Origin of the sequence: Ferroacidibacillus organovorans, assembly GCF_001642725.1 — a bacterium.
GTDB lineage: Bacteria > Bacillota > Bacilli > Alicyclobacillales > SLC66 > Ferroacidibacillus > Ferroacidibacillus organovorans.
Genome location: NZ_LSUQ01000040.1, coordinates 1 through 23,179, shown reverse-complemented (window position 1 = coordinate 23,179; position 23,179 = coordinate 1). Strand labels below are relative to the sequence as shown.

General features: G+C 51.2%; 21 protein-coding genes, 1 pseudogene and 3 riboswitches. Of the genes and pseudogenes, 5 read left to right on the top strand and 17 right to left on the bottom strand.

Features of this window, described 5'->3' with window-relative positions; genetic code table 11:
• The 9 genes from lon to AYW79_RS11260 form a co-directional block, all read right to left on the bottom strand.
• Positions 1-1,841 (bottom strand): endopeptidase La (lon, locus tag AYW79_RS11300; RefSeq protein WP_067565825.1); only part of this gene is annotated, 1,841 nt, incomplete at its 3' end.
• A 138-nt stretch (positions 1,842-1,979) separates the two neighbouring features.
• Positions 1,980-3,674 carry an ATP-dependent protease LonB gene (gene lonB, locus AYW79_RS11295; RefSeq protein WP_079290185.1) on the bottom strand — a complete coding sequence of 565 codons (1,695 nt, stop codon included), beginning with the start codon at positions 3,672-3,674 and terminating at the stop codon, positions 1,980-1,982.
• A 144-nt stretch (positions 3,675-3,818) separates the two neighbouring features.
• A complete protein-coding gene (clpX, locus tag AYW79_RS11290) occupies positions 3,819-5,099 on the bottom strand; it encodes an ATP-dependent protease ATP-binding subunit ClpX (RefSeq protein ID WP_067565823.1) in 1,281 nt (426 codons plus the stop codon).
• Positions 5,100-5,110: 11 nt separating this feature from the next.
• Entirely contained in the window at positions 5,111-5,701 is a 591-nt protein-coding gene (clpP, locus tag AYW79_RS11285; RefSeq protein ID WP_067565820.1) for an ATP-dependent Clp endopeptidase proteolytic subunit ClpP, read from the bottom strand.
• Positions 5,702-5,797: 96 nt separating this feature from the next.
• Positions 5,798-7,087: a trigger factor gene (gene tig, locus AYW79_RS11280; RefSeq protein ID WP_067565817.1), complete on the bottom strand. Its 1,290-nt coding sequence runs from the start codon at positions 7,085-7,087 to the stop codon at positions 5,798-5,800.
• A 161-nt stretch (positions 7,088-7,248) separates the two neighbouring features.
• Positions 7,249-7,851 carry an RdgB/HAM1 family non-canonical purine NTP pyrophosphatase gene (rdgB, locus tag AYW79_RS11275; RefSeq protein ID WP_067565814.1) on the bottom strand — a complete coding sequence of 201 codons (603 nt, stop codon included), beginning with the start codon at positions 7,849-7,851 and terminating at the stop codon, positions 7,249-7,251.
• Positions 7,848-8,600 (bottom strand): ribonuclease PH, encoded by a 753-nt coding sequence (rph, locus tag AYW79_RS11270; protein WP_067565811.1) that lies wholly within the window; start codon positions 8,598-8,600, stop codon positions 7,848-7,850. Before rph ends, rdgB begins: the two co-directional genes overlap by 4 nt.
• 41 nt (positions 8,601-8,641) lie before the next feature.
• On the bottom strand, positions 8,642-9,472 hold the full coding sequence (racE, locus tag AYW79_RS11265; RefSeq protein ID WP_067565809.1) for a glutamate racemase: 831 nt from the start codon (positions 9,470-9,472) through the stop codon (positions 8,642-8,644).
• Positions 9,473-9,538: 66 nt separating this feature from the next.
• On the bottom strand, positions 9,539-9,973 hold the full coding sequence (locus AYW79_RS11260; protein ID WP_231877842.1) for a MarR family winged helix-turn-helix transcriptional regulator: 435 nt from the start codon (positions 9,971-9,973) through the stop codon (positions 9,539-9,541).
• Between the two features lie 131 nt (positions 9,974-10,104).
• Here AYW79_RS11260 and purU point away from each other — a divergent pair, with 131 nt between their 5' ends.
• The 3 genes from purU to AYW79_RS15590 all read left to right on the top strand — a co-directional run bounded on the left by purU (position 10,105) and on the right by AYW79_RS15590 (position 12,108).
• Positions 10,105-10,965 (top strand): formyltetrahydrofolate deformylase, encoded by an 861-nt coding sequence (gene purU / locus AYW79_RS11255; RefSeq protein WP_231877843.1) that lies wholly within the window; start codon positions 10,105-10,107, stop codon positions 10,963-10,965.
• Between the two features lie 43 nt (positions 10,966-11,008).
• Positions 11,009-11,104, top strand: a riboswitch (cyclic di-GMP riboswitch).
• 41 nt (positions 11,105-11,145) lie between these two features.
• The gene (locus AYW79_RS11250) at positions 11,146-11,883 is read left to right on the top strand and encodes a GAS domain-containing protein (RefSeq protein ID WP_067565803.1); all 738 of its coding nucleotides are present in this window, start codon (positions 11,146-11,148) and stop codon (positions 11,881-11,883) included.
• A 42-nt stretch (positions 11,884-11,925) separates the two neighbouring features.
• Positions 11,926-12,108 (top strand): hypothetical protein, encoded by a 183-nt coding sequence (locus tag AYW79_RS15590; RefSeq protein WP_143216146.1) that lies wholly within the window; start codon positions 11,926-11,928, stop codon positions 12,106-12,108.
• Positions 12,109-12,169: 61 nt separating this feature from the next.
• Here AYW79_RS15590 and AYW79_RS11245 read toward each other — a convergent pair whose 3' ends face one another.
• Positions 12,170-12,490, bottom strand: a complete 321-nt coding sequence (locus AYW79_RS11245) for a YnfA family protein (protein WP_067565802.1) — start codon at positions 12,488-12,490, stop codon at positions 12,170-12,172.
• 93 nt (positions 12,491-12,583) lie between these two features.
• A pseudogene (locus tag AYW79_RS16105) lies at positions 12,584-12,670 on the bottom strand (helix-turn-helix domain-containing protein); the annotation flags it as partial.
• 300 nt (positions 12,671-12,970) lie between these two features.
• Here AYW79_RS16105 and AYW79_RS11235 point away from each other — a divergent pair.
• Positions 12,971-14,587: a recombinase family protein gene (locus AYW79_RS11235; RefSeq protein WP_067565794.1), complete on the top strand. Its 1,617-nt coding sequence runs from the start codon at positions 12,971-12,973 to the stop codon at positions 14,585-14,587.
• On the opposite strand, the gene AYW79_RS11230 is transcribed toward AYW79_RS11235, so the two are convergent.
• The 5 genes from AYW79_RS11230 to AYW79_RS11210 are packed head-to-tail and all read right to left on the bottom strand — an operon-like array spanning position 14,512 to position 20,256.
• Positions 14,512-15,666, bottom strand: coding sequence for a pyridoxal phosphate-dependent aminotransferase (locus tag AYW79_RS11230; protein WP_067565790.1), 1,155 nt, complete (start codon positions 15,664-15,666; stop codon positions 14,512-14,514). The genes AYW79_RS11235 and AYW79_RS11230 overlap by 76 nt on opposite strands.
• 14 nt (positions 15,667-15,680) lie before the next feature.
• The gene (gene cbiB / locus AYW79_RS11225) at positions 15,681-16,655 is read right to left on the bottom strand and encodes an adenosylcobinamide-phosphate synthase CbiB (RefSeq protein WP_143216145.1); all 975 of its coding nucleotides are present in this window, start codon (positions 16,653-16,655) and stop codon (positions 15,681-15,683) included.
• A 48-nt stretch (positions 16,656-16,703) separates the two neighbouring features.
• The gene (locus AYW79_RS11220; RefSeq protein ID WP_067565786.1) at positions 16,704-17,270 is read right to left on the bottom strand and encodes a cob(I)yrinic acid a,c-diamide adenosyltransferase; all 567 of its coding nucleotides are present in this window, start codon (positions 17,268-17,270) and stop codon (positions 16,704-16,706) included.
• Positions 17,270-18,802 carry a cobyric acid synthase gene (locus AYW79_RS11215; RefSeq protein ID WP_067565783.1) on the bottom strand — a complete coding sequence of 511 codons (1,533 nt, stop codon included), beginning with the start codon at positions 18,800-18,802 and terminating at the stop codon, positions 17,270-17,272. The genes AYW79_RS11220 and AYW79_RS11215 overlap by 1 nt, the downstream gene beginning before the upstream one ends.
• 44 nt (positions 18,803-18,846) lie before the next feature.
• The gene (locus AYW79_RS11210) at positions 18,847-20,256 is read right to left on the bottom strand and encodes a cobyrinate a,c-diamide synthase (RefSeq protein ID WP_067565781.1); all 1,410 of its coding nucleotides are present in this window, start codon (positions 20,254-20,256) and stop codon (positions 18,847-18,849) included.
• A 183-nt stretch (positions 20,257-20,439) separates the two neighbouring features.
• A riboswitch (cobalamin riboswitch) is annotated at positions 20,440-20,626 on the bottom strand.
• Between the two features lie 194 nt (positions 20,627-20,820).
• Positions 20,821-20,928: riboswitch (TPP riboswitch) on the top strand.
• A 65-nt stretch (positions 20,929-20,993) separates the two neighbouring features.
• On the opposite strand from AYW79_RS11210, the gene thiC reads away from it, so the two are divergent.
• Complete coding sequence (gene thiC, locus AYW79_RS11205) at positions 20,994-22,748, top strand: phosphomethylpyrimidine synthase ThiC (RefSeq protein WP_231877841.1); 1,755 nt, start codon at positions 20,994-20,996, stop codon at positions 22,746-22,748.
• Positions 22,749-22,857: 109 nt separating this feature from the next.
• Here thiC and AYW79_RS11200 read toward each other — a convergent pair.
• Positions 22,858-23,179: arsenate reductase/protein-tyrosine-phosphatase family protein (locus tag AYW79_RS11200; protein WP_472341755.1), on the bottom strand; the 322-nt coding region annotated here is incomplete at its 5' end.

The window sequence follows — 23,179 nt, the reverse complement described above, 5'->3', positions numbered from 1 at the left end:
ATGGCGAGCGTATCCCCACCCGCCTCAGTCCACGCCAACCCGGTCGCTACACCAATCTGATCTTGAGTTTCTGCCATTCCGTAGCGAAACCGCGCAGGCCCAAGATAGGTTGGGAGTGTCTTTACTGAGACGACAACCCGTTTTTTGTCTCCCGAGACAATTATTTTTGTCGCTTTGCGACAGAGCGCCGCAATTTGCCGTTCAAGGTTGCGCACGCCCGCCTCCCGCGTGTACTCGCGAATCAATTTCATCATCGTTTCTTCGCTCACTGCGAGTCGATCCTTTGTAAGTCCATGCGCTTTGCGCTGTTTTGGCAACAAATAATCCATCGCAATACGCAGTTTCTCGACCTCTGTATACCCCGACACATAAATCGTTTCCATGCGGTCAAGAAGCGGCTGGGGAATCCCGTGTACACCATTGGCGGTCGTAATGAACATGACATCTGAAAGGTCATAAGGAAGCTCTATGTAGTGATCGCTAAACGTGCTGTTTTGTTCAGGGTCGAGCACTTCCAGCATGGCAGACGCCGGATCACCCCGAAAATCACTCGCCATTTTGTCGATCTCATCCAACAAGAACACCGGGTTCTTAACGCTCGCTGTCTTCATGCCCTGAATCAAGCGTCCCGGAAGTGCGCCTATGTATGTACGTCGATGACCGCGAATCTCCGCCTCGTCGCGAACACCGCCGAGAGAGATGCGCACAAATTTGCGTCCGAGCGCGCGCGCAACCGATTTGGCGAGCGACGTTTTCCCAACACCAGGTGGCCCGACGAGACAAAGAATGGGTCCGCGATGCACCTCGACCAGTTTTTTTACGGCGAGATACTCAATGATGCGCTCCTTGACCTTCTCAAGCCCATAGTGATCCTCATCCAACACCTTTTGCGCGTGACGAATATCAATGTCAGATGGCGTCTCATTCGTCCACGGGATGCCTAAGAGCCAATCCACATACGTCCTTACGACAGAGCCCTCGGCGGACGAAGGTGGAATGCGTTCCAAACGGTCCAGTTCCTTCTCAACGCGCTCGAGAACCGCTTCAGGCAATTGTAGCGCGGCCAACTGATCGCGTAGCTCTTCAACCTCACCCGTGCGTCCTTCTTTTTCACCGAGTTCCTTTTGAATCGCCTTCATCTGTTCGCGCAAATAGTACTCTTTTTGAGTGCGCTCCATCTGTTTGCGCACGCGCTGACCAATCTTCTTTTCCAATTCGAGAATTTCACGCTCATCCGACAAAATCTGAAGGAGCAGCTCGATGCGCACCTTCACATCCGTTGCCTCAAGAATCGACTGCTTGTCACGAATCTTGAGTGATAAGTTTGCAGCGATCGCATCCGCCATTCTCCCAGGATCTTCGAGATCAGCGACGGCTGCGTGAATTTCTGGAGAATGTTTTTTAGATATTTTCAGATACTGTTCAAACTGTTGGGAGAGCGCACGCACGAGCGCGTCAATCTCAGGCGTCCGGACGGTTTCCTCATCCATCTCGCGCACCTGTACGCGAAATAGATCATCCGTATTCTCAAAAGAAAGAATCTCTGCGCGTTTGATGCCTTCCACGAGCACGCGAATCGTGCCGTTTGGCAATTTGATCATCTGCTTGATGCGTGCCAGTGTGCCAATGCTAAAGATGCCATCTGCGTCCGGCTCATCTTCTTGTGAATCCCTTTGGGTTGCCAACAAGAGGGTGTGATCCTCTACCATCGCGCGATCAAGCGCCCGTACCGATCGCTCTCGTCCTACGTCGAGGTGCAATACCATGGCAGGAAACACCAAGAGTCCTCGCAACGGAAGAAGTGGAACGATGCGTTCGTCCGTGTCGTCTGCACTCGCCATCTGGTTCACTCCTAGGTCAGTGTCACTGAGCATTGTATCGAATGATTTCTCGAAAGTCTAACTGCACATATGGAAAAGAGATGGACAGTCGCCAGTAGACTGTCCATCTCCATGCAATTTCGGAACCAAGTTACCAGATTATAGGTGAGCCGACGCGCCGCCGGCAGGGAATGATGTGCGGGCACTTCCCGTCGTCGCTCGAAGTCCGGATGTCCCCGATTGGTACAGTGCGTGAATCAGTGCATCTGCGACCGTATCTACAGGAATCACTTCGATATCCTCTGCGTGAAGACGCGCCTGGTCATTCTCGCGCGGAATCAAAACCTTTTTGACGCCACTCTGTCTCGCTGCCTCAACCTTTGCAATTACGCCCCCTACAGGGCGCACCGCGCCGTGGAGGGTCACCTCTCCCGTCATAGCGACCGTATTGTCTACCGGAATACCCGTGATCGCGCTATAAATGGCAACGGCCATCGTAACACCTGCCGATGGGCCATCCACAGGGACGCCTCCAGGGAAATTCACATGTACATCATAGTCTGAAAGAGCCACCGGCAAGATTTTTCGAAGCGCTGTTCGCACATTGTCAATCGATGAGCGAGCCATGCTCTGCCGCCGCATGACGCGTCCGCCACCACCCAGTTCTTCTTCGTCGACGACACCCGTCACCGAAAGCGTGCCACGCCCTTTGTGCGTCGCGTTGGTCGCCGTGGCTTCAACTTCCAAAAGGACGCCAGACGTAGGACCAAATACGGCCAATCCGTTAACCGTTCCAACTTGCGGTTCCTTCGGAATTTTTCGCTCAGGGCGCGGTGGAAGTTGACTCGAGTGAACGACCCACTCGATATCTTCTACAGTGATTACCGACCGTTTCTCCGTCAAAACAGCACCTGCCGCGAGTTGCACCATGTTGATCGCTTCGCGACCATTCGTCGCGTGACGTGTCACGACATCGATCGCTTCGTCTTCCATCTCAAGGGGAATTTTCATTGCGCCACGCCTGACAATGATGTGCACCTCATCTTTGGTGAGCGGTTGAAAGAAGACTTCGAGGCAGCGCGAGCGAATCGCCGGAGGAATTTCCTGCGGACTGCGCGTCGTCGCACCCACCATACGAAAATCGGCGGGAAGCCCATTTTGAAACATATCGTGAATGTGGAGCGGGATGTTTTGATCATCCGGACTATAGTAGACACTCTCAAAATTCACTCGACGATCCTCAAGAACTTTAAGCAATTTGTTCATCTGTATTGGGTGGAGTTCGCCAATCTCATCAATAAACAGAACACCGCCGTGCGCTTTCGAGACCGCCCCGGATTTCGGTTGCGGAATACCAGCGATCCCCATCGCCCCTGCTCCCTGATAGATCGGATCGTGAACAGAGCCGATCAACGGATCAGCAATGCCGCGTTCATCGAATCTCGCTGTCGTCGCATCGATTTCAAAGAAAACGGCATCCATTTCAAACGGAGAACCGGGTGTGCGTTTCGCCTCTTCTAATACAACGCGTGCCGCAGCCGTCTTACCCACACCTGGCGGTCCATAAATCAGAACGTGCTGTGGATTAGGGCCACAGAGCGCAGCGCGCAATGCGCGAATACCATCCGCCTGTCCCACCAAATCGTGGAGCGAATTCGGCCGCGCGCGCTCCGCTAAAGGTTCTGTGAGTGCAATCGCACGCATTTTGCGAAGTTTCTCTAATTCTCTCGTTGATTCGCGATCAATCGTAACGCGGTGGCTTTGTTGCACGCGCAATTGATTAAAAAAATACATCCCTACAATCCCCGCAAAAAGTACCTGCACGATCGCAAGTATCATCATGGTCGTATTCATCCGTGTCCTCCTCGCCTCGTCAGGTGGTGAATTGTGCCTTCTTGCACACCCTGTCCATCCTCATTCTTGCCACGAGAAGGCCGAAATAAACAAAAAAGTCCGCCAAAGGCGGACGATTGCGACACACATTTAAAGAAATAACCGCTATGCAGTCTCTTCTTTTTTCTTCTTCTTGCTCTTGTCGGTCACCGGCCCCGAATCAAGCACGAGAATCGGTTCTTCGCGCTGGACCACCGTGTCACGCGTTACGATGCATTTTTTCACATCTGTACGCGTCGGCAGATCGTACATCACATCAAGCATGATTCCTTCGATGATCGCACGCAAACCGCGCGCGCCCGTATTCCGTTTGATTGCCTCAATCGCAATCTCAGATAACGCCTCATCCGAGAATTCAAGCTCGACGGAATCCATATCAAGCAAACGCTGATACTGTTTCACGAGAGCATTTTTCGGTTCGGTCAAAATTTGTTTAAGTGCCGCCTCATCGAGCGCTTCAAGCGTCGTAATGACAGGCAGACGGCCGACGAATTCTGGAATCAAGCCGAATTTCAAAAGATCTTCAGGCAAGACCTTTGACAAAACCGCCTTATCAGCCACCGCTTGGCGCGATTCTTCCGACGTTCCAAACCCGATCACTTTTTTGCCCAATCTTCGTTTGATCAGCGCATCCATGCCATCAAACGCGCCTCCGCAGATAAACAAGACATTGCTTGTGTCGATTTGAATAAACTCTTGATGCGGATGCTTGCGTCCACCTTGAGGCGGAACGCTCGCAACCGTACCTTCGAGAATTTTGAGGAGAGCTTGTTGAACACCCTCTCCTGAGACATCCCGCGTGATCGATGGATTTTCGCTCTTTCTAGCGATTTTATCAATCTCATCGATATAGATGATACCGCGTTCTGCCTTCTCAACATCGTAGTCAGCCGCTTGAATCAGCTTTAAGAGAATGTTCTCAACGTCCTCGCCCACATAGCCTGCTTCTGTAAGCGACGTGGCATCCGCTATTGCAAAAGGTACGTTTAAAATTCGCGCAAGCGTCTGTGCGAGAAGTGTTTTTCCAGATCCAGTAGGCCCAATCAGAAGAATGTTGCTCTTGGACAATTCCACATCTTCATTTTTTGATCCCGTGTTAATCCGTTTGTAGTGATTGTAAACAGCCACAGCCAGCGATTTTTTTGCGCGTTCCTGACCGATCACATACGAGTCAAGAATCGATTTAATCTCGACGGGCTTTGGCACATCCTTGAGTTCAAACTCTTCTTCGTCGCCCAGTTCCTCTTCGACGATCTCATTGCACAACTCGATGCATTCATCACAGATATACACACCAGGTCCAGCAACCAACTTGCGCACCTGATCTTGCGTTTTTCCACAGAACGAGCATTTGAGTTGACCCTTGTCGTCGTTAAATTTAAACACGCCTTTCCCCCCTATCTTGCGTTCGGACGCAAGACCACCTCATCGATGAGCCCGTACGCTTTAGCCTCTTCTGCACTCATCCAATTGTCGCGATCCGTATCAAGTTCAATCTGCGACAGAGGTTGTCCTGTTCGTTCAGCATAGATAAGGTTCAATTTGTTTCTTGTTTTGAGGATCCACTCGGCATGGATTTTAATGTCTGAAGCCTGCCCGCGCACGCCACCCAGCGGTTGATGAATCATGATCTCGCTATTGGGGAGTGCAAACCGTTTCCCTTTGGCGCCCGCCGTCAACAACAGCGACCCCATGCTCGCCGCAAGTCCGACGCAAATGGTCGATACATCCGGCTTAATATATTGCATGGTGTCAAAAATCGCCATCCCCGCCGTCACAGATCCGCCTGGACTGTTGATGTAGATACTGATATCCTTGTCGGAATCTTCAGAGGCCAAGAAGAGCAACTGCGCAACGACAGAGTTCGCGACAAAGTCGTCAATCGGCGTGCCGATAAAAATAATTCGATCCTTCAAGAGTCTCGAATAAATATCGTACGCACGCTCGCCGCGGTTGGTCTGTTCAATGACCATAGGTACAAGGTTCATCATATGACCTCCAGTTTCCCGACTGATGGATCTTGTCAAATAGGGCTGTGCTTAAAGAAGCTTCACCCTTCGACATCTTCTTTATTCTACACAATTTTACGCCTTGACGCCATGTTCGACGAGGAGGCGAATCGCGGCTTTCATTTGCAAGTCGGCGCGCAGGCTGATGAACCCAGGGTCGCGCGTGAGGAAAATTTCCTTTACGCGGTCAAATGGCAGTCCTGATGAGTCAGCCAACTTTTGCAGTTCAAGATCCACCGCTTCATCGGAAACTTCCAGCGCCTCCGCCTTGGCAACTGCTTCAATTACGAGCGACGTCTTTACGCGACGGATTGCATCTTCCCTGAATTGTTGGCGCAACTCTTCCGTCGTCGCGCCCGTAAATTCTTTGTACGCGTCAAGCGGAATTCCCTGTTGGGCGAGACGTTGCCCAAACTCATTCAGTTGCGCGTCAATTTCCTGTTCGACCATGACATCAGGAACTTCGAGCGTAGCGCCCGCCACAACTTTTTCAATGATCTCATTCTCGATCTCATGTTCGCGCTCGTGTGCGCGTTGGTGCTCCAGGTTCTCAACAACCGACTTCTTATACTCTTCGAACGTCTCAAACTCGCTGACATCTTTTGCAAACTCGTCGTCAAGTTCCGGCAAGACGCGGCGCTTGATCTCGTGAAGTTTCACATGAAAGATCGCTTTTTGTCCGGCGAGCGATTTGACGTGGTAGTCTTCCGGGAATGTGATCTCAATGTCGCGCTCCTGTCCGAGAGCGAGTCCGATCAGTTGCTCTTCAAACCCCGGGACAAACGTTTTGGAACCGATCTCCAGTTGGTAGTTCTCAGCTTCTCCGCCTTCAAATAACTCACCCTCGACCGTGCCGCGAAAGTCAATCGTGACGCTATCGCCATCTTCAATTTGCCCGTCTTCAATATTTCGAAGTTCGGCGTGTGACTTTTGAATCGTCGCAAGTTCTTCTGCGATTTCTTCATCAGTTACCTCAGTCGATTTGTCTTCGTATGAAATGCCTTTGTATTCTCCGAGTGTAACTTCCGGACGCACCGTTACAGTGGCTTTAAACAGGAGCGGTTTTCCCGCTTCCATTTGCGTGATGTCAATCTGCGGACGATCAACCGGGTCAATCTCCTGCTCGAGCACAGCCTCTGAATACGCCTCGGGAAGAAGGAGATCGAGCGCTTCCTGATAAAGACTCTCAACGCCAAAGCGGCGTTCGAAAATTTTGCGAGGCACTTTGCCTTTGCGAAAACCAGGAACGTTTACGTCCCGTACCACTTTTTTAAATGCGCGCTCAAGCGCTTCTGCGACTCGCGACTCATCGACCTCAATTTCAAGAACGCCAACATTCACTGCTGTCTTTTCCCACTTTGCCATTTCCATAAACCTCCATACCGTATCTAAGGCGCAGATCGCGCGCCTTCTCTATGTAAGTTGACGCCGCGCTTCGCATTCCCTAAAAACATACGCTTCTTCGTCTGCATATACCGAACTATTATAAGGTGCGGCTCCCCACTTTGGCAAATGAGACACTCATTTTAAAATCGCGTCATACGCTCCCCCAGCTTGTCGATAAGCGATTGCAACGCGCGGGCGCGATGGCTCATCCTCGCCTTCTCTTCTCGCGAAACTTCGGCAAATGTTTTCTCCCACTCTGGAACAAAAAAGAGCGAATCGTAACCGAATCCTTGCACCCCTTTCGGACGGTCAAGAATCATCCCGAAACATTCTCCCTGCGCTTCAATCGTTTGCCCATCCGGATCGACGAGCACAAGCGCGCACACAAAGCGAGCCGTCCGCTCATTGCGCGGTATAGCTTTCATTCGCTCCAAAACAAGCGTTCGATTCGCTTCATCCGTTGCCCGCTCACCCGCATAGCGCGCCGAGCGGACGCCCGGTTCTCCTCCGAGCGCGTCAATGACCAAGCCCGAATCATCCGCAAGCGTCACACGTCCCGTTGCACGCGCAACGGCATGCGCCTTGATGCGCGCGTTTTCCAAAAAAGTTACACCTGTTTCTTCTGGCATCACAAACGCATGCGGCAATGCATCAACACGCGCGAAAGAATGCGCCAACAAGTCGGCGAATTCCGCGCGCTTCCCCTCATTGGTTGTCGCTAGTAAAATTGCAGTACGCGTCATTTTAAGGCGCCCGCCGCCGCAATCCAACCATTCCACTCCCCAAAAACAAGCTTTTGTTGCTCGACGAGGTTTGCGATACCACGCTCTGCAACATCGAGCATCTCAGATAGCTGCGCACGCGAAAAGACAGCCGATTCACCCGTACCTTGTACCTCGACAAGATCTCTACGACCTGTCATAACCACATTGCAGTCGACTTCCGCCTTAGAATCTTCCGCGTAACACAGATCTAGCGCCACGTTGCCGTCAAGGATGCCCACACTGGTCGCCGCTAAATAATCTTTCACAGGGAATTTTTTGAGTACCCCGCGCTGCTTTAGTGTCGCGAGCGCCTCGACAACCGCGACAAAAGATCCGGTAATCGCAGCTGTACGCGTCCCACCGTCCGCTTGAATCACGTCGCAGTCAATCCAGAGCGTGCGCTCTCCAAGATCCTTTAAATCGATGACTGCCCGCAGTGAACGACCAATAAGGCGCTGAATCTCCATGGTGCGACCCGTCAGTTTGCCCTTTTGCGCCTCGCGCTGTGTGCGTGTATCCGTTGCGCGTGGTATCATTGCATACTCCGCCGTGACCCAACCTTGGCCTTGTCCTCGTAAAAATGGCGGCACCTTATCTTCCACCGAGACGGTGCAGATGACCTTGGTGTCACCCGTTTCCATCAACACAGAACCTTCCGCGTGTTTAATAAAATGTTTCGTTATCGTAATCGGTCTCAATTCATCTGCGTGACGTCCGTCAACTCGCATCAATAAACCTCCAGGACATTAACTCAAACAGCAAATTGCACTTACCTCACGCGCGGCGAATCAAAGCAGCTCTGCTCCCAAACACGCACCTGTGAGACGAAGGGTGAAAAGCCAAGCCAGCGAAGCGCAATCTCCCTGAAAGGTTCAATCTCTCCCGATGTCAAAAACACGTGTGTGGGAGGATGCCCTTCTTCCCTCATGAGATTTTCTTCAGAAAGCCAGTGACTGACATCACGCGCCGTTTCTTCGGCAGAGTTAATCAGTGTCACCCTTTCCCCCATCACAACAGAGATCGCATCTGCAAGCAAGGGATAGTGTGTGCATCCTAGGATTAATGTATCGATCTCGCGCGATTGGAGTGGCAAAAGCTCTTTTTCAATCTCATCAAGAATCGCCGGGTCATCAAAGCGGCCCGACTCTACCAGATCTACAAATCGCGGGCAAGCGTGACTCGCAACAAATAAATCCGGATGAATCATCTGAAGTGCTCGCGCATACCGATCCGATTCAATCGTTGCGCGCGTTCCAATCACACCAATGCGATGGGATGTCGTTGCGGCAATCGCTGCGCGGGCGCCCGGCGATATGACGCCAATCACCGGGATGGCATACCGTTCGCGCGCTTCGCTCAGGCAGATCGCCGTGGCGGTGTTACACGCGATCACCAACATCTTGACACCTTGCAAAACGAGATAATCAAGCGCCTCGAATGTGAATGCGCGAATTTCCTCTGCGGGTCGATTGCCATAAGGACAACGTGCAGAGTCACCATAAAAGAGAATGGATTCGCGGGGCAATTGGCGAAATAGCTCTGCAACCACGGTCATTCCGCCCACGCCCGAATCCATAACACCGATCGGTTGATTGCGCATTCTCTCACCTCGTCATCATACCCCATCGTATGTTCACATAAAAAAACGGCCCCTGCAAAGGCGCCGCTAGATGAGGTGCCGCTCTAATAATTGGAGTACTGACTTCAAATGAAGTTGTTCCGTGTCTGCCAGCTTCTCAAGGACACCTGATAAATACGCGCGCCGCGCACGCAGCACTTCATCGATTAATCGCTGTCCCGCCTCTTGAACCCGCACCCTCACAACGCGCTTGTCTTCATCATCGCGCACTCGCACCACATATCCCCGAAGCGCCAAGCGGTCCACCAGATCAGTCGTTGTAGAGTACGCGAGACCAAGTTTTGCACTAAGATCGCCAATCGTTACATTTCCGGATTCAAACGCGTAAACCAACGCGTCGAACTGAGGAATTGTGATATCAAAGTTAACGAGAATCGATCGTCCTTTTTTGCGAACCGTTCCCGCGATCGCTCGCAGTAACCGCTCAATCTCAAAAACGTTGCTTTCCTCTTGAAAGGTCACCAGCAACCGTCCTTCGCCTATTTACTATCGTTTATTGTACACATCGGATGTAAACTACGTCAACGCATCCGATCTTTTCGTGAACGGTTCCTTTTATGGTAAACTATTCCCAAAAAGGAATGCAAAATCCCATGCGACAGTACAACGAAAAAGCCCGCCTTCTCGTGAGTTGCAAGGATCAGCCCGGCATCGTCGCAAACGTCTCTTCCGCGCTCTATCAAATCGGCGCAAATATCACTGAATCAGCGCAATTCAGTACAAATCCAACGGACGGAATGTTTTTTATGCGCATCGCATTTGACCATCACGGGGCGCATGCACTGACTGATTTGAATTGCCATCTCCTCAAGCTTAAAACTTCTTCAGGAATGACCTACCGCCTCACCGATCCGAATCAACGACTGCGTGTCGCCATCTTCGTTTCGCGAGAAGATCACTGCCTTATGGAACTTCTTTGGCAACAGCGAACCCATATGCTACCTGTCGACATTGCGATGATCATCAGCAATCACGATCTCTATAAAAAAACAGCGCATGAGTTTTCTATCCCCTTTCATTATATACCCATCACAAAAGACACGAAGATAGACGCTGAAAACGCGCAACTCCGCCTCCTCGAATCACGTGTCGATCTCATCGTACTCGCGCGCTACATGCAGATTCTTTCACCTCAAATGATAGAGCACTATCCTAATCAAATCATTAACATTCATCACTCCTTTTTACCTGCTTTTAGTGGCGCTCGCCCTTACGAACGCGCTTATGATCGAGGTGTGAAAATTATTGGCGCGACAGCACATTATGTCACAGATGAACTAGACGCAGGTCCAATCATCGAGCAGGATATCACGCGTGTCAAACACAGCGATGATGTTCCATCACTCAAAAAGATCGGTAGGCTCATCGAAAAAAACGTGCTTGCGCGCGCCGTAAAATGGCATGCAGAAGATCGCATTCTCGTGCACAACAACAAAACCATTCTTTTTACATAATTTGAATTCTAGAGGGCTGGACAAACTGTAAAACTATGGTATAGTCCTATTAAGGCAAAATGCGTGAAAACGCGTGACGCAAAGCTAAAGGGGCTAACAGGCAGAGATTCTACTTGCCTCAAGCCAGCCAGTTGCCATCGCTCTCCCCCGATGGGCAAAATGATGCCAGGAGGAATTCCGATGAAACGATTGATTCTTTTAACGACTTCTGCATTCTTGCTCACTACCACGTTGCCTGCATTTGCAGACACACACCACACGGTAAGTGACGTGCAGGCGCTCGCTTCCGCACAAACTGCTTTGACGACAGACCAAACCACTGTAGATTCATCTCGCCAATCCCTCGACAGTCTCATCGCGCAAGCAAAAACGTCCATTACGCTGGCGACGACGGCCAGCGCAAATGGAACATTATCCGGAATAACTGCCCTTCCCCTACCCGCACAGATCGACACGACAACCTTGGAAAAAGAGATGGCGAATTTGAAAAGCGCCACGACACTCCAGGAAATTAAAAATGAGCTCGCCACGATGCAAAAAACAATTGAGCGAATGAAAGAGACGCTCTCCCACGATCACAAACAGGAAAATAGCAAAAAGCCGTCTTCCTTGGAACGTCATCTTTCAGAGATACTCCGCGAAATCACCCGTAACGAAGCAAAGGATCTCCAAAAATTCAAGAGCGACGCGGAACGGCTGACATCCCTTGTCGCAAGAGATTCGACTGTAACGAATGTCTCTAAGGAAACGCTGCACCAATTAGAGAAGGCCACCAAAAAACTGGATCGTCAAGCAGCCAAGACTCAACGTGATTTCAGTCAATTTGAGAGTCGCTTACAGTCTTCAATCTCTCAATTGCAGGCAAACAGTACTACCTCTGTCACAGGGTCTGTCTATAACACGTCCAGCCACTCGTAAGTTTTTTCACCCATATTCTCTTTACACGGGGAGGCGAAGAGAATGATAACAAGTCTATCATCACAAACAGGTTTAGGTTTAGTTCAGGGTGCAGCGAGTCCAAACGCCCACAATAAAACAACATCGACTGCGAATAGCTTACAGACCGCGGCGTCGCAGAGTGATCACGACGGCGATCACGGCGTTGAGCCTTCAAAGGGGCAACATATCAATCAACTCGGTTAATCCTTGTTGAATCTCCCTGCCCTAGAGAAAGAGGGAATTCTCCTCTTTCTCTAGGGTTTATTTATTTGCGTAAAAGCATCACGGACACACCTACGAGACATATTGCGGCGCCCAGCCACTCTTGAATGTCTGGGCGTCGATGATCTACACCCCATCCAAACAAAAGGGATAAGATGATAAATACCCCACCATATGCAGCATACACTCTTCCAAACGATGCAAACTCCTGACGTGTGGCAATCACACCGTAAAGAAAAAGAATCACCCCGCCAAGAATGCCGACCCAAAGCGGTTTCCCATTTCTCATCCATTGCCAGACGAGGTATCCCCCGCCAATTTCAGCGAGCCCTGCCAAAATAAATAACCCGTAAGCCCTCGCCATAATACCTCCACAATTCATTCCTAACTATGAGGAAAATTTTATCACAGTATACCGAAAAAATTCCCCCCTGTGAAAAAACACGGGGGGATCTCACTAAATCTGTATTTCACCCAGTCTGACCAATTCAACAACAGCCTGCGACCGGCCTTTTACGTTTAGCTTTTTCATGACATTAGTGAGTTAGTCAATATGGAAACTCGCTTAACAAGTTGACAGGCCGCATCCGCATACCGTTATAAAGACTGGAGCGTGACGGCAATGACATTAAATCATGTTTCCCTTGACGATTGCGTGAAATGGAAACAAAGCAAACTCACAAACGAAAAAATCATTACTTTTCACCTCCGAAATCACGGGCCTTCTTTTGAAGAACTGGCGGTCCACATCTTTGCACTGGCCTTAGACGATGTAAAACGAAATTGTGAATCGGTCGACACAGGAGTTATAAAACATCCTCTCGCTTCACTGGACCGATGACCCATGATCAAAAGGGCCGCGATCTATGTTCGCGTATCGACAGACTCAGACACCCAACGCGACTCCCCTGCCAATCAGATTGCCACGTGCCAAGAGCACGCCGAACGCATTCAACTCAAAACAGATCCGTCTCTGATTTATAATGACGCAGGTATTTCAGGGACTGAGATGACGCATCGAAATGAAGTACAGCGCATGCTCGTTGATGCGCGGGCTGGGCGATTTGAAGTCATTTTGTTTACAGCGATCTCCCGATTCAGCCGCGACTTGAGTGACGCATTCAACACAAAGAAGCGACTTGAACAGGTATACGGAATACGCTTGATCAGTATTGAAGAGGGCTATGATTCTGCCATCGAGGGACGCAATTCTGAAATGATTTTTACCGTTCACGCAATGTTAGCCGCCTATAAAAGCAAAGAAATGTCAAGAGCGATTCAACGCGGCCTGCGACAATCCGCCCGCCGCGGACGCCACATCGGAAACATCACGCCCTACGGTTATTTGAAAGACGGTGCGAAAAAGCTTGTCCCCGATCCACAAACAGCGCCTATCGTGCGCGAAATTTTTGATATGTACCTTACTGGAAAAGGAACAAAAGAGATTGCAAACACACTCAATCATCGACAGGTTCCCACAGCACTCAAGCACCAGTATCAGAAAAACACAGCCTGGCAAGCGTCAACCGTAAACGCCATTCTCCGTCACGAAGTGTACGTAGGCACACTTATTGCGCACAAACGCACGACGATGCATGACATCGAAAAGTCTCGCAGAATTGATCTTCCCGTAAAGCGTCTTCAATTTCGCAGCGAGGATGATTGGATCGTTATCCCTCACGCGCATCCACCCATTATTCGTCAAGATCGCTTTGATCTCGCGCAACATCTCATGAAATTCAAAGCGCGCAACAAGAGTGTCAAACAAAGCGCCAATCTCCTCGCCGGATTCTTGAGATGCGCATCGTGTGGAGGAAGCATGATTGTCACAGGGCGCAAAAAACGTGAACGAGAGCGCTATAAGTATGTTGTGTGTTCAAAAGTAAAAAGGATCAACAAGGCAGCGTGTGACAACCACAGCGCCACAAATTATGACACGCTTAGCGAAATGATTTTTGCTGTGTTAAACAGGAAATTTCAGGAAGACTCTGGGTGGCTCCAGTTCCAACAGTCTCGTAGGGAAATCGCCTCTTTAGGGGTGGATCGAAGTGAACAGCGCATGCAAGCGTTAAAAATGCAAATCTCTATCAATCGAAAAGAACAAAAACGCAACCTGGAAGCGTTTCGTCGCGGTATCTTCCCCACTGCGCTCATTGAGGAGAGTCAGCGAAACCTCATTGATCAAGAAAGGATATTGCAGAGTGAGATGAACCGCCTTCTCGAAAAAAAGATCGAACAAGCACCCACTTCTTCAGAAGACACGGTGTCACTAGGTGCAGCACTCTTATTTACACCATCGACACCGTACGATGACAGCACACTGCGCCTGGCGCTTCGTCAAGTGCTTGATCGAGTGGTCATCGATCGCGACGGCAGTGTTCACGTTTATTTTTTATGGTCTCCATCATCCACAGTATGCGCTGACTCCCCTCTGCGTTTAGATGATGACATTGGGGAGTGATCTTGATATGCGTCCATCGCGTTTAAATACGCATTCCAGAGCGCGTAATTTTCTTCTGCTGTGCGAATCGCAATGCGCATATGCGATGCACCCAATCCATGAAACGATTCGCAATTTCTCACAATATATCCGCTTCGGTGTAATTCAGTTTGAATAAATCGACTTAATGAGGCGTGTGAGAACGTAACAAGAAAGAAATTCACAGCAAACGGATAGACGTGTATGCGCGCATCCATCCCCCAACTAGAGTGAATAAAAGCATGCTGCTGTACGAGCCACTGCTGCGTCCGCAGAATCCATGCGCGATCCTGATACGCGGCGATGGCCGCTTCTTGCGCTAGAACATTGACACTCCAGCCATCGCGATCGCTCTCAATTTTTTTTGCGACATCGGGGTGAACGACGGCAAACCCGAATCGCAATCCTGGAATGGCAAACACCTTTGTGGCAGAGCGGATGGTGTGAAGATGAGGATTCACCGTCGACTCACGCAGCCAAGTCTCTGACTTTTCATTCTCTAAAAAATCGATAAATGACTCATCGACGATCACATCTACATTGTGGTCCAATAAAGTGTTGACCGCATCCGACACATCGACTTTTAAAACGTGCATTCCAGAAGGGTTATGAGGTGTATTCAAGACGACGCAATCTCCAGTGCGCGCCGATTCCACAATTCGATTGAGCGGAAAATAAAATCGGTCGCCAAAAGCCATCATCGATACGCGTTCGATTTTCGACCCAACTCTGCGGGCGATTGCTTCGTACTCACGAAACGCTGGTTCCATAATCCACGTTCGCTGAGGCGCCAGAACGCGCAACAGCAATTCCAAGACCTCTGACGCCCCATTGCCACAAACCAGATGATCCATCGCAACGTCATAGCGTTTTGCCAAAACCTCTTTCACGCGCAAGTGACGCGAGTCAGGATAGTGTCGCACCAGATGAAGTGCAACTTGAAGAGCGTGGGTGACAGTCTCGGGAGGCCCCAAAGGATGCAGATTTGCACTAAAATCTACAATTTCATCCAGAGCGCCGCCTCTTTGCTCAGCATATTCATAGACTCTTCCACCATGCATCAGCAGTCACCTCATCAGGTCCTGTTCAAATATCCCGCCACAAGGAGTGTGATCAATCCAGCAACGCTAAAAAGGAGCCATCCCGTTTTCGCGACAAGGCGAACCGTTTCAAGAATCCGCTCGGGTGTAAGCGAGCGAAACGGATCGCCCATCTGCGCTCGGTGTGACGGCACACCGTCATAATAATTCAGCCCACCCAATTGAATAGAAAGTCCACCCGCAACCATGGATTCGGGAAATCCGCTATTCGGACTGGGATGTTTTCGCGCATCTCTGCACATGACACGCCAAGCACTGTTTGCAGAACGTCGATCGCGGAGTAGAGCGAAATAGAGCAATAGAACCGTCGCTCTGGCGGGTAGATAATTGAGAACATCATCGAGCCGCGCAGATGCCCACCCAAAAGCGCGATAGCGATCGTTTTTATACCCCACCATCGAGTCGAGGGTGTTCACCGCGCGATAGGCCATGGCGAGCGGAGCGCCCCCTAGCATGGCGAAAAACACGGGAGAAACGATCGCATCCACCACATTTTCCGCAAGCGTCTCAACCGTTGCCCTGACGACCTCTGACTCATTCATTTGCGCAGAATCGCGCCCGACAATCATGCTGACTGCTTTCCTTCCCGCATCAAGATCCCGGGTTGTGAGCGCAGTGTATACCTCACGTCCCGCGCGATTCAGCCCCTTCCACGCGATCGTCGTTGAAATCAACCAGATGTTTACAAAAATCCCGAGCAATGGAGAAACCGCCGCTGCGATCATGCAGGTCCACGACGTGATGACAAAGGAGCCGCCCGTGACCATGAGAGTGAGAAGAACACCTTTCATCTGGAGAGCGCGTGCGCGATCCGATTGCCACTTGTTTAATCGCCGCTCCATGAAACGCGTGACGTTTCCCATAAGCACCACAGGATGCGGGAGAATTCGTGGATCGCCGACGACACGATCGACCAAAAGACTGACTGTCGCAAGCAGTGGGAAATTCACACTACATTTCCCCCGCGAGAAGCCGCCTGTCTTTGTTTACAGATTCCCCTAGTCACGAAACACCTCTGTGCTGTGAATGTATTCCACCTCTTTTTGCTCCGCGCGCGCGTTTACCGCACGCGCCAGCACAAACAAGAGATCCGACAATCGGTTGAGATAGCGCAACGCAGGTTGATGGATCTCCTCGAGTTGCATCAGACTCACCGTTCTTCGCTCAGCCCTTCGCACGACCGTACAGGCAACCTGCAGCGCGGATGCGCTAACCGTTCCACCACGCAGAATAAAGCGTTTGACAGCATCCGCTTCTTCTTTGTATCGATCGATCAGCGGCTCAATGAGACCCGCCGCATCTTCAGGCGTTCGATAGGTATACTTTTCTGAGGTGGGCGCCGCCAGATCTGCCCCGACATCCCAGAGGGTCTGTTGAATCTGCGTGAGCAGATCAACGAGATCGCGTTGTCCGTCCAACTCAAGCCAACTGGCGGCAAGCCCAAGAAAGGAACCGGCCTCATCCACGGCGCCATACGCCTCCACGCGCGCATCGTCTTTAAATCGTCTCGCCCCACCAATCAGTGCAGTTTTTCCGCGATCCCCACCGCGCGTGTAAATCTTCATCACAAATCAACCTCTCTGTGTAAAAGTTTGTAGAGCACATGCATGTCGAGATGCTCCCGCACTGTCGACGCGAGTCGATCCATCGCTTGCGATCGATGAACAGACATTGTCACATTAGAACGCGTGTGAACGTCGCTCCCCACACGCTTTCGAACTGCTTCAAGCCACGCGTGTCTAAACACATCGTTGTCAAAAATACCGTGCAGATAGGTCCCCATGACCAATCCATCCGAACTGACCGCGCCATCCTCCCGCCACACGCCATCCGCGCCTGTCTTTATCCTCGCAAACGCTTGGTGCGCCACACCCGACACAGTCTCCCCCATATGAATCTCATAACCTGTGATCGGAATTGACGCAAACGGTCCCTCAGCTTGTCCATGAACAAGCACGGTTGTCTTTTCTCGCGCAAGCGTTGTCACGATGGGGAGTTCGCGAAGTCCTGCAATCCGCTCAATCATCGACTCCTGACCGTCCGGATCGCGAATCTCTTCGCCCAGCATCTGATAGCCGCCACAGATTCCCACGATAAATGCGCCATCGGCGTGTTTTTGTTTGAGCACACCTTCAAATCCGTTTGCGCGAAGCCAGATGAGATCATCGACCGTGTTTTTTGAACCAGGCAGAATCACGACGTGCGCGTCTACCACCTCATTCGGATGGAGGCAAAAATAAGCGTGCACATCCGGTTCAAGAAACAGTGGATCAAAATCCGTGAAATTTGAGAGATGAGGAAGTTGCAAGATGGCGATCCGCAGACACGTTTGTGATTCTTGTCGCATTTGGGGTTGCCGATAACGTCCCTCTTCAAGTGCGACAGAATCTTCTTCTTCAATTCCAATTTCGTGTAGATAGGGGATGACACCCAAGACAGGTACGCCAACGTACGCTTCAAGCATGCGCACCCCGTCGTCAAAGAGGGACGGATCACCGCGAAATTTGTTGACAATAATCCCTTTTACCCGCGACCGTTCTTCTTCTGTCAACAAGTGCATCGTTCCGACAACGGATGCAAAAATCCCCCCGCGATCAATATCCGCCACAAGCAGAACCGCGGCGTCAGCAAGTTCTGCGGTGCGCATATTGGCGATGTCACGCGGCTTTAGATTCATCTCAACCGGACTGCCTGCCCCTTCGATCACCAAAACGTCATAGTGACGCTCCAACTCGCGAAAGCTCTCGACAACAGCATCCCATATTTCTCCGGTTCTCTCAGTAAAATACGCGCGCGCTGACTTCGTCTCATAAACTCGACCCTTTAGAATCACTTGTGACGCGGTGTGACTCGTCGGCTTTAAAAGGACGGGATTCATATGCTCACTGGGGGGAATGCCACAAGCGGCCGCCTGAACAGCCTGGGCGCGGCCAATTTCGCGACCGGATGGCGTCACTGCTGAATTGAGTGACATATTCTGCGATTTGAACGGCGCCACCCGGTGACCGTCCTGCGCGAGGATGCGACAGAGCGCCGTGCACAATACACTTTTCCCTACGTTAGACGATGTACCCATCACCATCAGACATTTTGCCAATACACGTTTGCCCCCTGCTCATAACATTATCCATCGAAACCATGTCACAAAGACAGCAAAGGTTCAGAGGCGGCGCTGCGCCGCCAGTGTGCGCACGATGCAATGAAGCGTTCCGCCATCTGCTTATTTGACGCAAAATGCAGATGGGTGTACCCGGCGAGAAGGTTTCCACACGCGTATCCATCGCGAAACACTCCGCGCAATCCCGCAACTTCATACGCGAATGGCCAAGACTCTTCCCATTTTCGAGAAACGGTCGAATAGTGAAACTCGTGTCCACGCGCGCATTCTCCCGCTTTTAGCAGCAGTGTATCTGTACACGCCGTCACCTCGCGATATCCAAGTGCAGACAGTCGCGCTTGCATGGTAATCTCCATGCCTAGAATTCCCGCCATGGCGTGCGGCGCTGCCGCACGGTCAATCAGTTGATCCGCGAGATACATATATCCACCGCACTCTGCAAAAAGTGGCATCCCTCGCTGAACCGCGCGCTGAAAGCTCGCGCGCACCTCCGTTTTATGACTCAGTTCTTCTGCGTACTCTTCAGGGAAGCCGCCTCCGATATACACGCCGCACGCCGATTCTGGGATAGGCTCCCCTTCAAGCGGGCGAAACTCAACCAATTCTGCGCCATACCAAGAAAGCAATTCGAGGTTCTCAGGGTAATAGAAATTGAACGCCCGATCCCGCGCGATTGCAATCGTCGTCGTGGCGGCACGCTTTTCTCCGCAAAACAAAGTCGGTTTGACCGCTTCAAACGGCGGCGCGTCTCGCGCAATTTGCAGGATGAGCTTCGTGTCCACCGTTTCCTCCACGGCGTTTGCCAACGCGTCAAAGAGATCACCCAATTCACCGCGTTCAAGCGCCGGGATCAGTCCCAAGTGGCGCTCGGGAACCCGCAAGGTTTCCTGCTTTGTGAGATATCCGACGACGGGTACCCCGCAAACCTGTTCAATGGCCGCCTTCACCAGCTCATAGTGCCCCTTGCTCCCTACGCGGTTGACAATCACTCCCGCGAGATGAATGCTCGGATCGAGCGTTTGAAACCCAAGTACCACCGCCGCCGCACTTCGCGCCATACTAGAGACATTGACCACGAGAATCACCGGCGCTTTTAAAAGGACACTCACTTCCGCTGTGCTTCCCGTATTTTCAAGCGGGTCTTTGCCGTCATACATCCCCATGACGCCTTCAATCACAGAGAGATCTGCGCCTTCGCTCCCCCGCTCAAATACTTCGCGCATCACATCCTGTCCCATCATCCATGAATCGAGATTACGAGAAGGTCGCTTTGTCACCGCAGTGTGGTAGCTTGGATCAATATAGTCGGGTCCCACCTTAAACCCTTGAACAATCATGTGACGTCTCATAAACGCAGAGAGCAAGCCCAGTGTGACGGTCGTCTTTCCAGCCCCGCTATTCGCGCCCGCAATGACAATACGCGGTCGTTCCATACGCTTTACTCCCCTTTTTCTTTGCGCATACAAACAAAAACAAGCGCCCTCGATAGGATAGAGCGCTTGTACGCGAGAAGTCCCGCCCACAAACACCGCCCTATCGACCGTAGGTTTACGAAAGCGTGCAAATGGCGAAATTCAACATTTCACCTGCATACCTTTCGCGGGTGTTTAGAAGTTGGCAGGTCTCCTGGCTCAGGTTCACAGCCACGCGTCAACCTTCCCAAGCGTATGCTCAGTGAGCGATGATCGAGTCTCACCCTTACAGTGGCGGGACCGCACCGGACTTTAACCGGTTTCCCTTTTAAGTTCACATGCTTAGAGGTTCGTCCATCGCGTTGCAGTGGACGTCTCTGAAATGAACACCTTTTCTTTACCTATGCAATTGTAGACTACATTTATTTTCGCTAAGAAATCCTAGATTCATCATAGGCGACAAGCAGACAAAAAAGCAATCCTGTACTCGCAAACGTACGACATGCTTTTTCGATGTACTCTCCTAACCAATCTGAAGGTAGCGTTGTCACAACTTAGGATCAGTGCTATGCTGAACTTACAATTTAATCGATCAACGGGAGCTCGGTAAACCGGGCTGAGAGGGCGAATGAAGTCGCCGACCGTCAACCTGATCTGGATAATGCCAGCGTAGGATTTTTTTTTGCACACGTCACTGTGCAGACCGCCGCGAGCAATTCCGGCGGTCATTTTATTTTCTATCTGGGAGGCACATTCACTTGACCACTGATATTGAGTTTTTTCCGTGCAGTAGAAAGGTTGACGTACAAGGATCAAGAGATGATCTGCGCGTCCCTATGCGTGAGATAACACTCGCCGACTCCCAAGGACGATCTGGGAGTGAAACAAACGAACCGCTGCGCGTCTATGACACGAGCGGCGCCTATACAGACGCTAAGGTGGTCACCGATCTAAAAAAAGGACTGCCTGCGCTTCGACGTCCCTGGATCCTCGAGCGAAATGATGTTGATGAGTACGATGGACGAACACTTCTCCCTATCGATAACGGCTTGAAAGCAACCGCGAAAGACACACACGAAACCTTTTCTTTACTAAAGCGAAAACCACTGCGCGCCAAACCAGGCCAATCGGTCACCCAGATGCATTACGCGAGAAATGGAATGATTACGCCAGAGATGGAGTTCATCGCGATTCGCGAAGGGATCGATCCAGAAGAAATTCGCAAAGAAATCGCGGAAGGACGCGCGATCATTCCGGCAAACATCAATCACCCCGAGTGCGAACCTATGATTATCGGGCGAAATTTTCATGTCAAAATCAACGCAAACATCGGCAACTCCGCTGTCGCGTCGTCGATTGAAGAAGAGGTTGACAAAATGAAATGGGCGACGCTTTGGGGCGCCGACACGGTGATGGATTTGTCGACAGGAAAAAACATTCACACCACGCGGGAGTGGATCATTCGCAATTCACCTGTGCCGATCGGAACGGTGCCACTTTATCAGGCGCTAGAGAAAGTAGACGGCGAAGCTGCCGCACTTACCTGGGAAATTTATCGCGATACGCTGATCGAACAGGCTGAACAGGGCGTCGACTATTTCACGATTCACGCAGGCGTCTTGCTTCGCTACATTCCCCTCACGGCAAAGCGAGTGACAGGGATCGTATCGCGCGGCGGTTCCATCATGGCCGCATGGTGTTTGGCACATCATCAAGAAAGTTTTCTCTATACGCATTTTGAAGAGATCTGCGCAATCATGAAAGCGTATGATGTCTCCTTTTCCCTTGGAGATGGCCTGCGCCCGGGCTCCATTGCCGACGCAAATGACGATGCGCAGTTTGCAGAGTTGGAAACGCTCGGCGAACTCACGAAAATCGCCTGGAAACATGATGTGCAAGTGATGATCGAAGGCCCTGGCCACGTCCCAATGCACAAGATCAAAGAAAACATGGATCGCCAATTGGCAGTGTGCCACGAAGCGCCATTCTATACGTTGGGACCGCTCACAACAGACATTGCGCCGGGGTATGACCACATCACATCCGCCATCGGCGCTGCGATGATCGGCTGGTTTGGGACAGCCATGCTCTGTTATGTCACGCCAAAAGAACATTTGGGTTTACCGAATAAGGATGACGTCAAAGAGGGGGTCATCACCTACAAAATTGCCGCGCACGCGGCAGACCTGGCAAAAGGGCACCCGCGCGCGCAACAGCGTGACGATGCGCTTTCTAAAGCGCGCTTTGAGTTCCGTTGGCGGGATCAATTCAATTTGTCCCTTGATCCACAGCGCGCCATCGCCTTTCACGACGAAACACTGCCCGCAGAGCCTGCCAAAACGGCCCATTTTTGTTCTATGTGCGGGCCAAAATTTTGCAGCATGCGGATCACTCAAGATATTCGCGCGTACGCGGAGAATTTAGGCATACAAGAAGAAGAGGCGATTGCCGCCGGAATGGCTGCACAAGCGAGCGAGTTTCGCAAGTCTGGCGGCAGCGTCTACCTACCGTAGCACACATGAATCGCGTATAAATGCGTATGGGTCAGCGGATCACACCACAGTCCGCTAGCCCATACGCATCGGTTTGCGCTAGAGCGCCCCAGCGATTTTCAATTGCGCGTCACATTGTCTCTTTGATAAACGTTTGTATGCGGTCGTGAATCGCATCGCGCACCTCTCGAAATTTGGCCATGATCTCTTCTTCTGAACCAGTGGCTTTGGCGGGGTCCTCAAATCCAAAATGCAGACGCATCACGTGAGGCGGTGTCATGGGACAGCGATCGTCCGCATCACCGCAAAGCGTAATCACGTAATCCGCGCGATTGAGAATCTCATCATCAATCAATTTTGACGTATGTGACGAGATATCGATGCCTGCCTCCTTCATCACCGCGACGGCACGCGGATTCAACCCATGCGACTCCACTCCTGCGCTGTAGGCC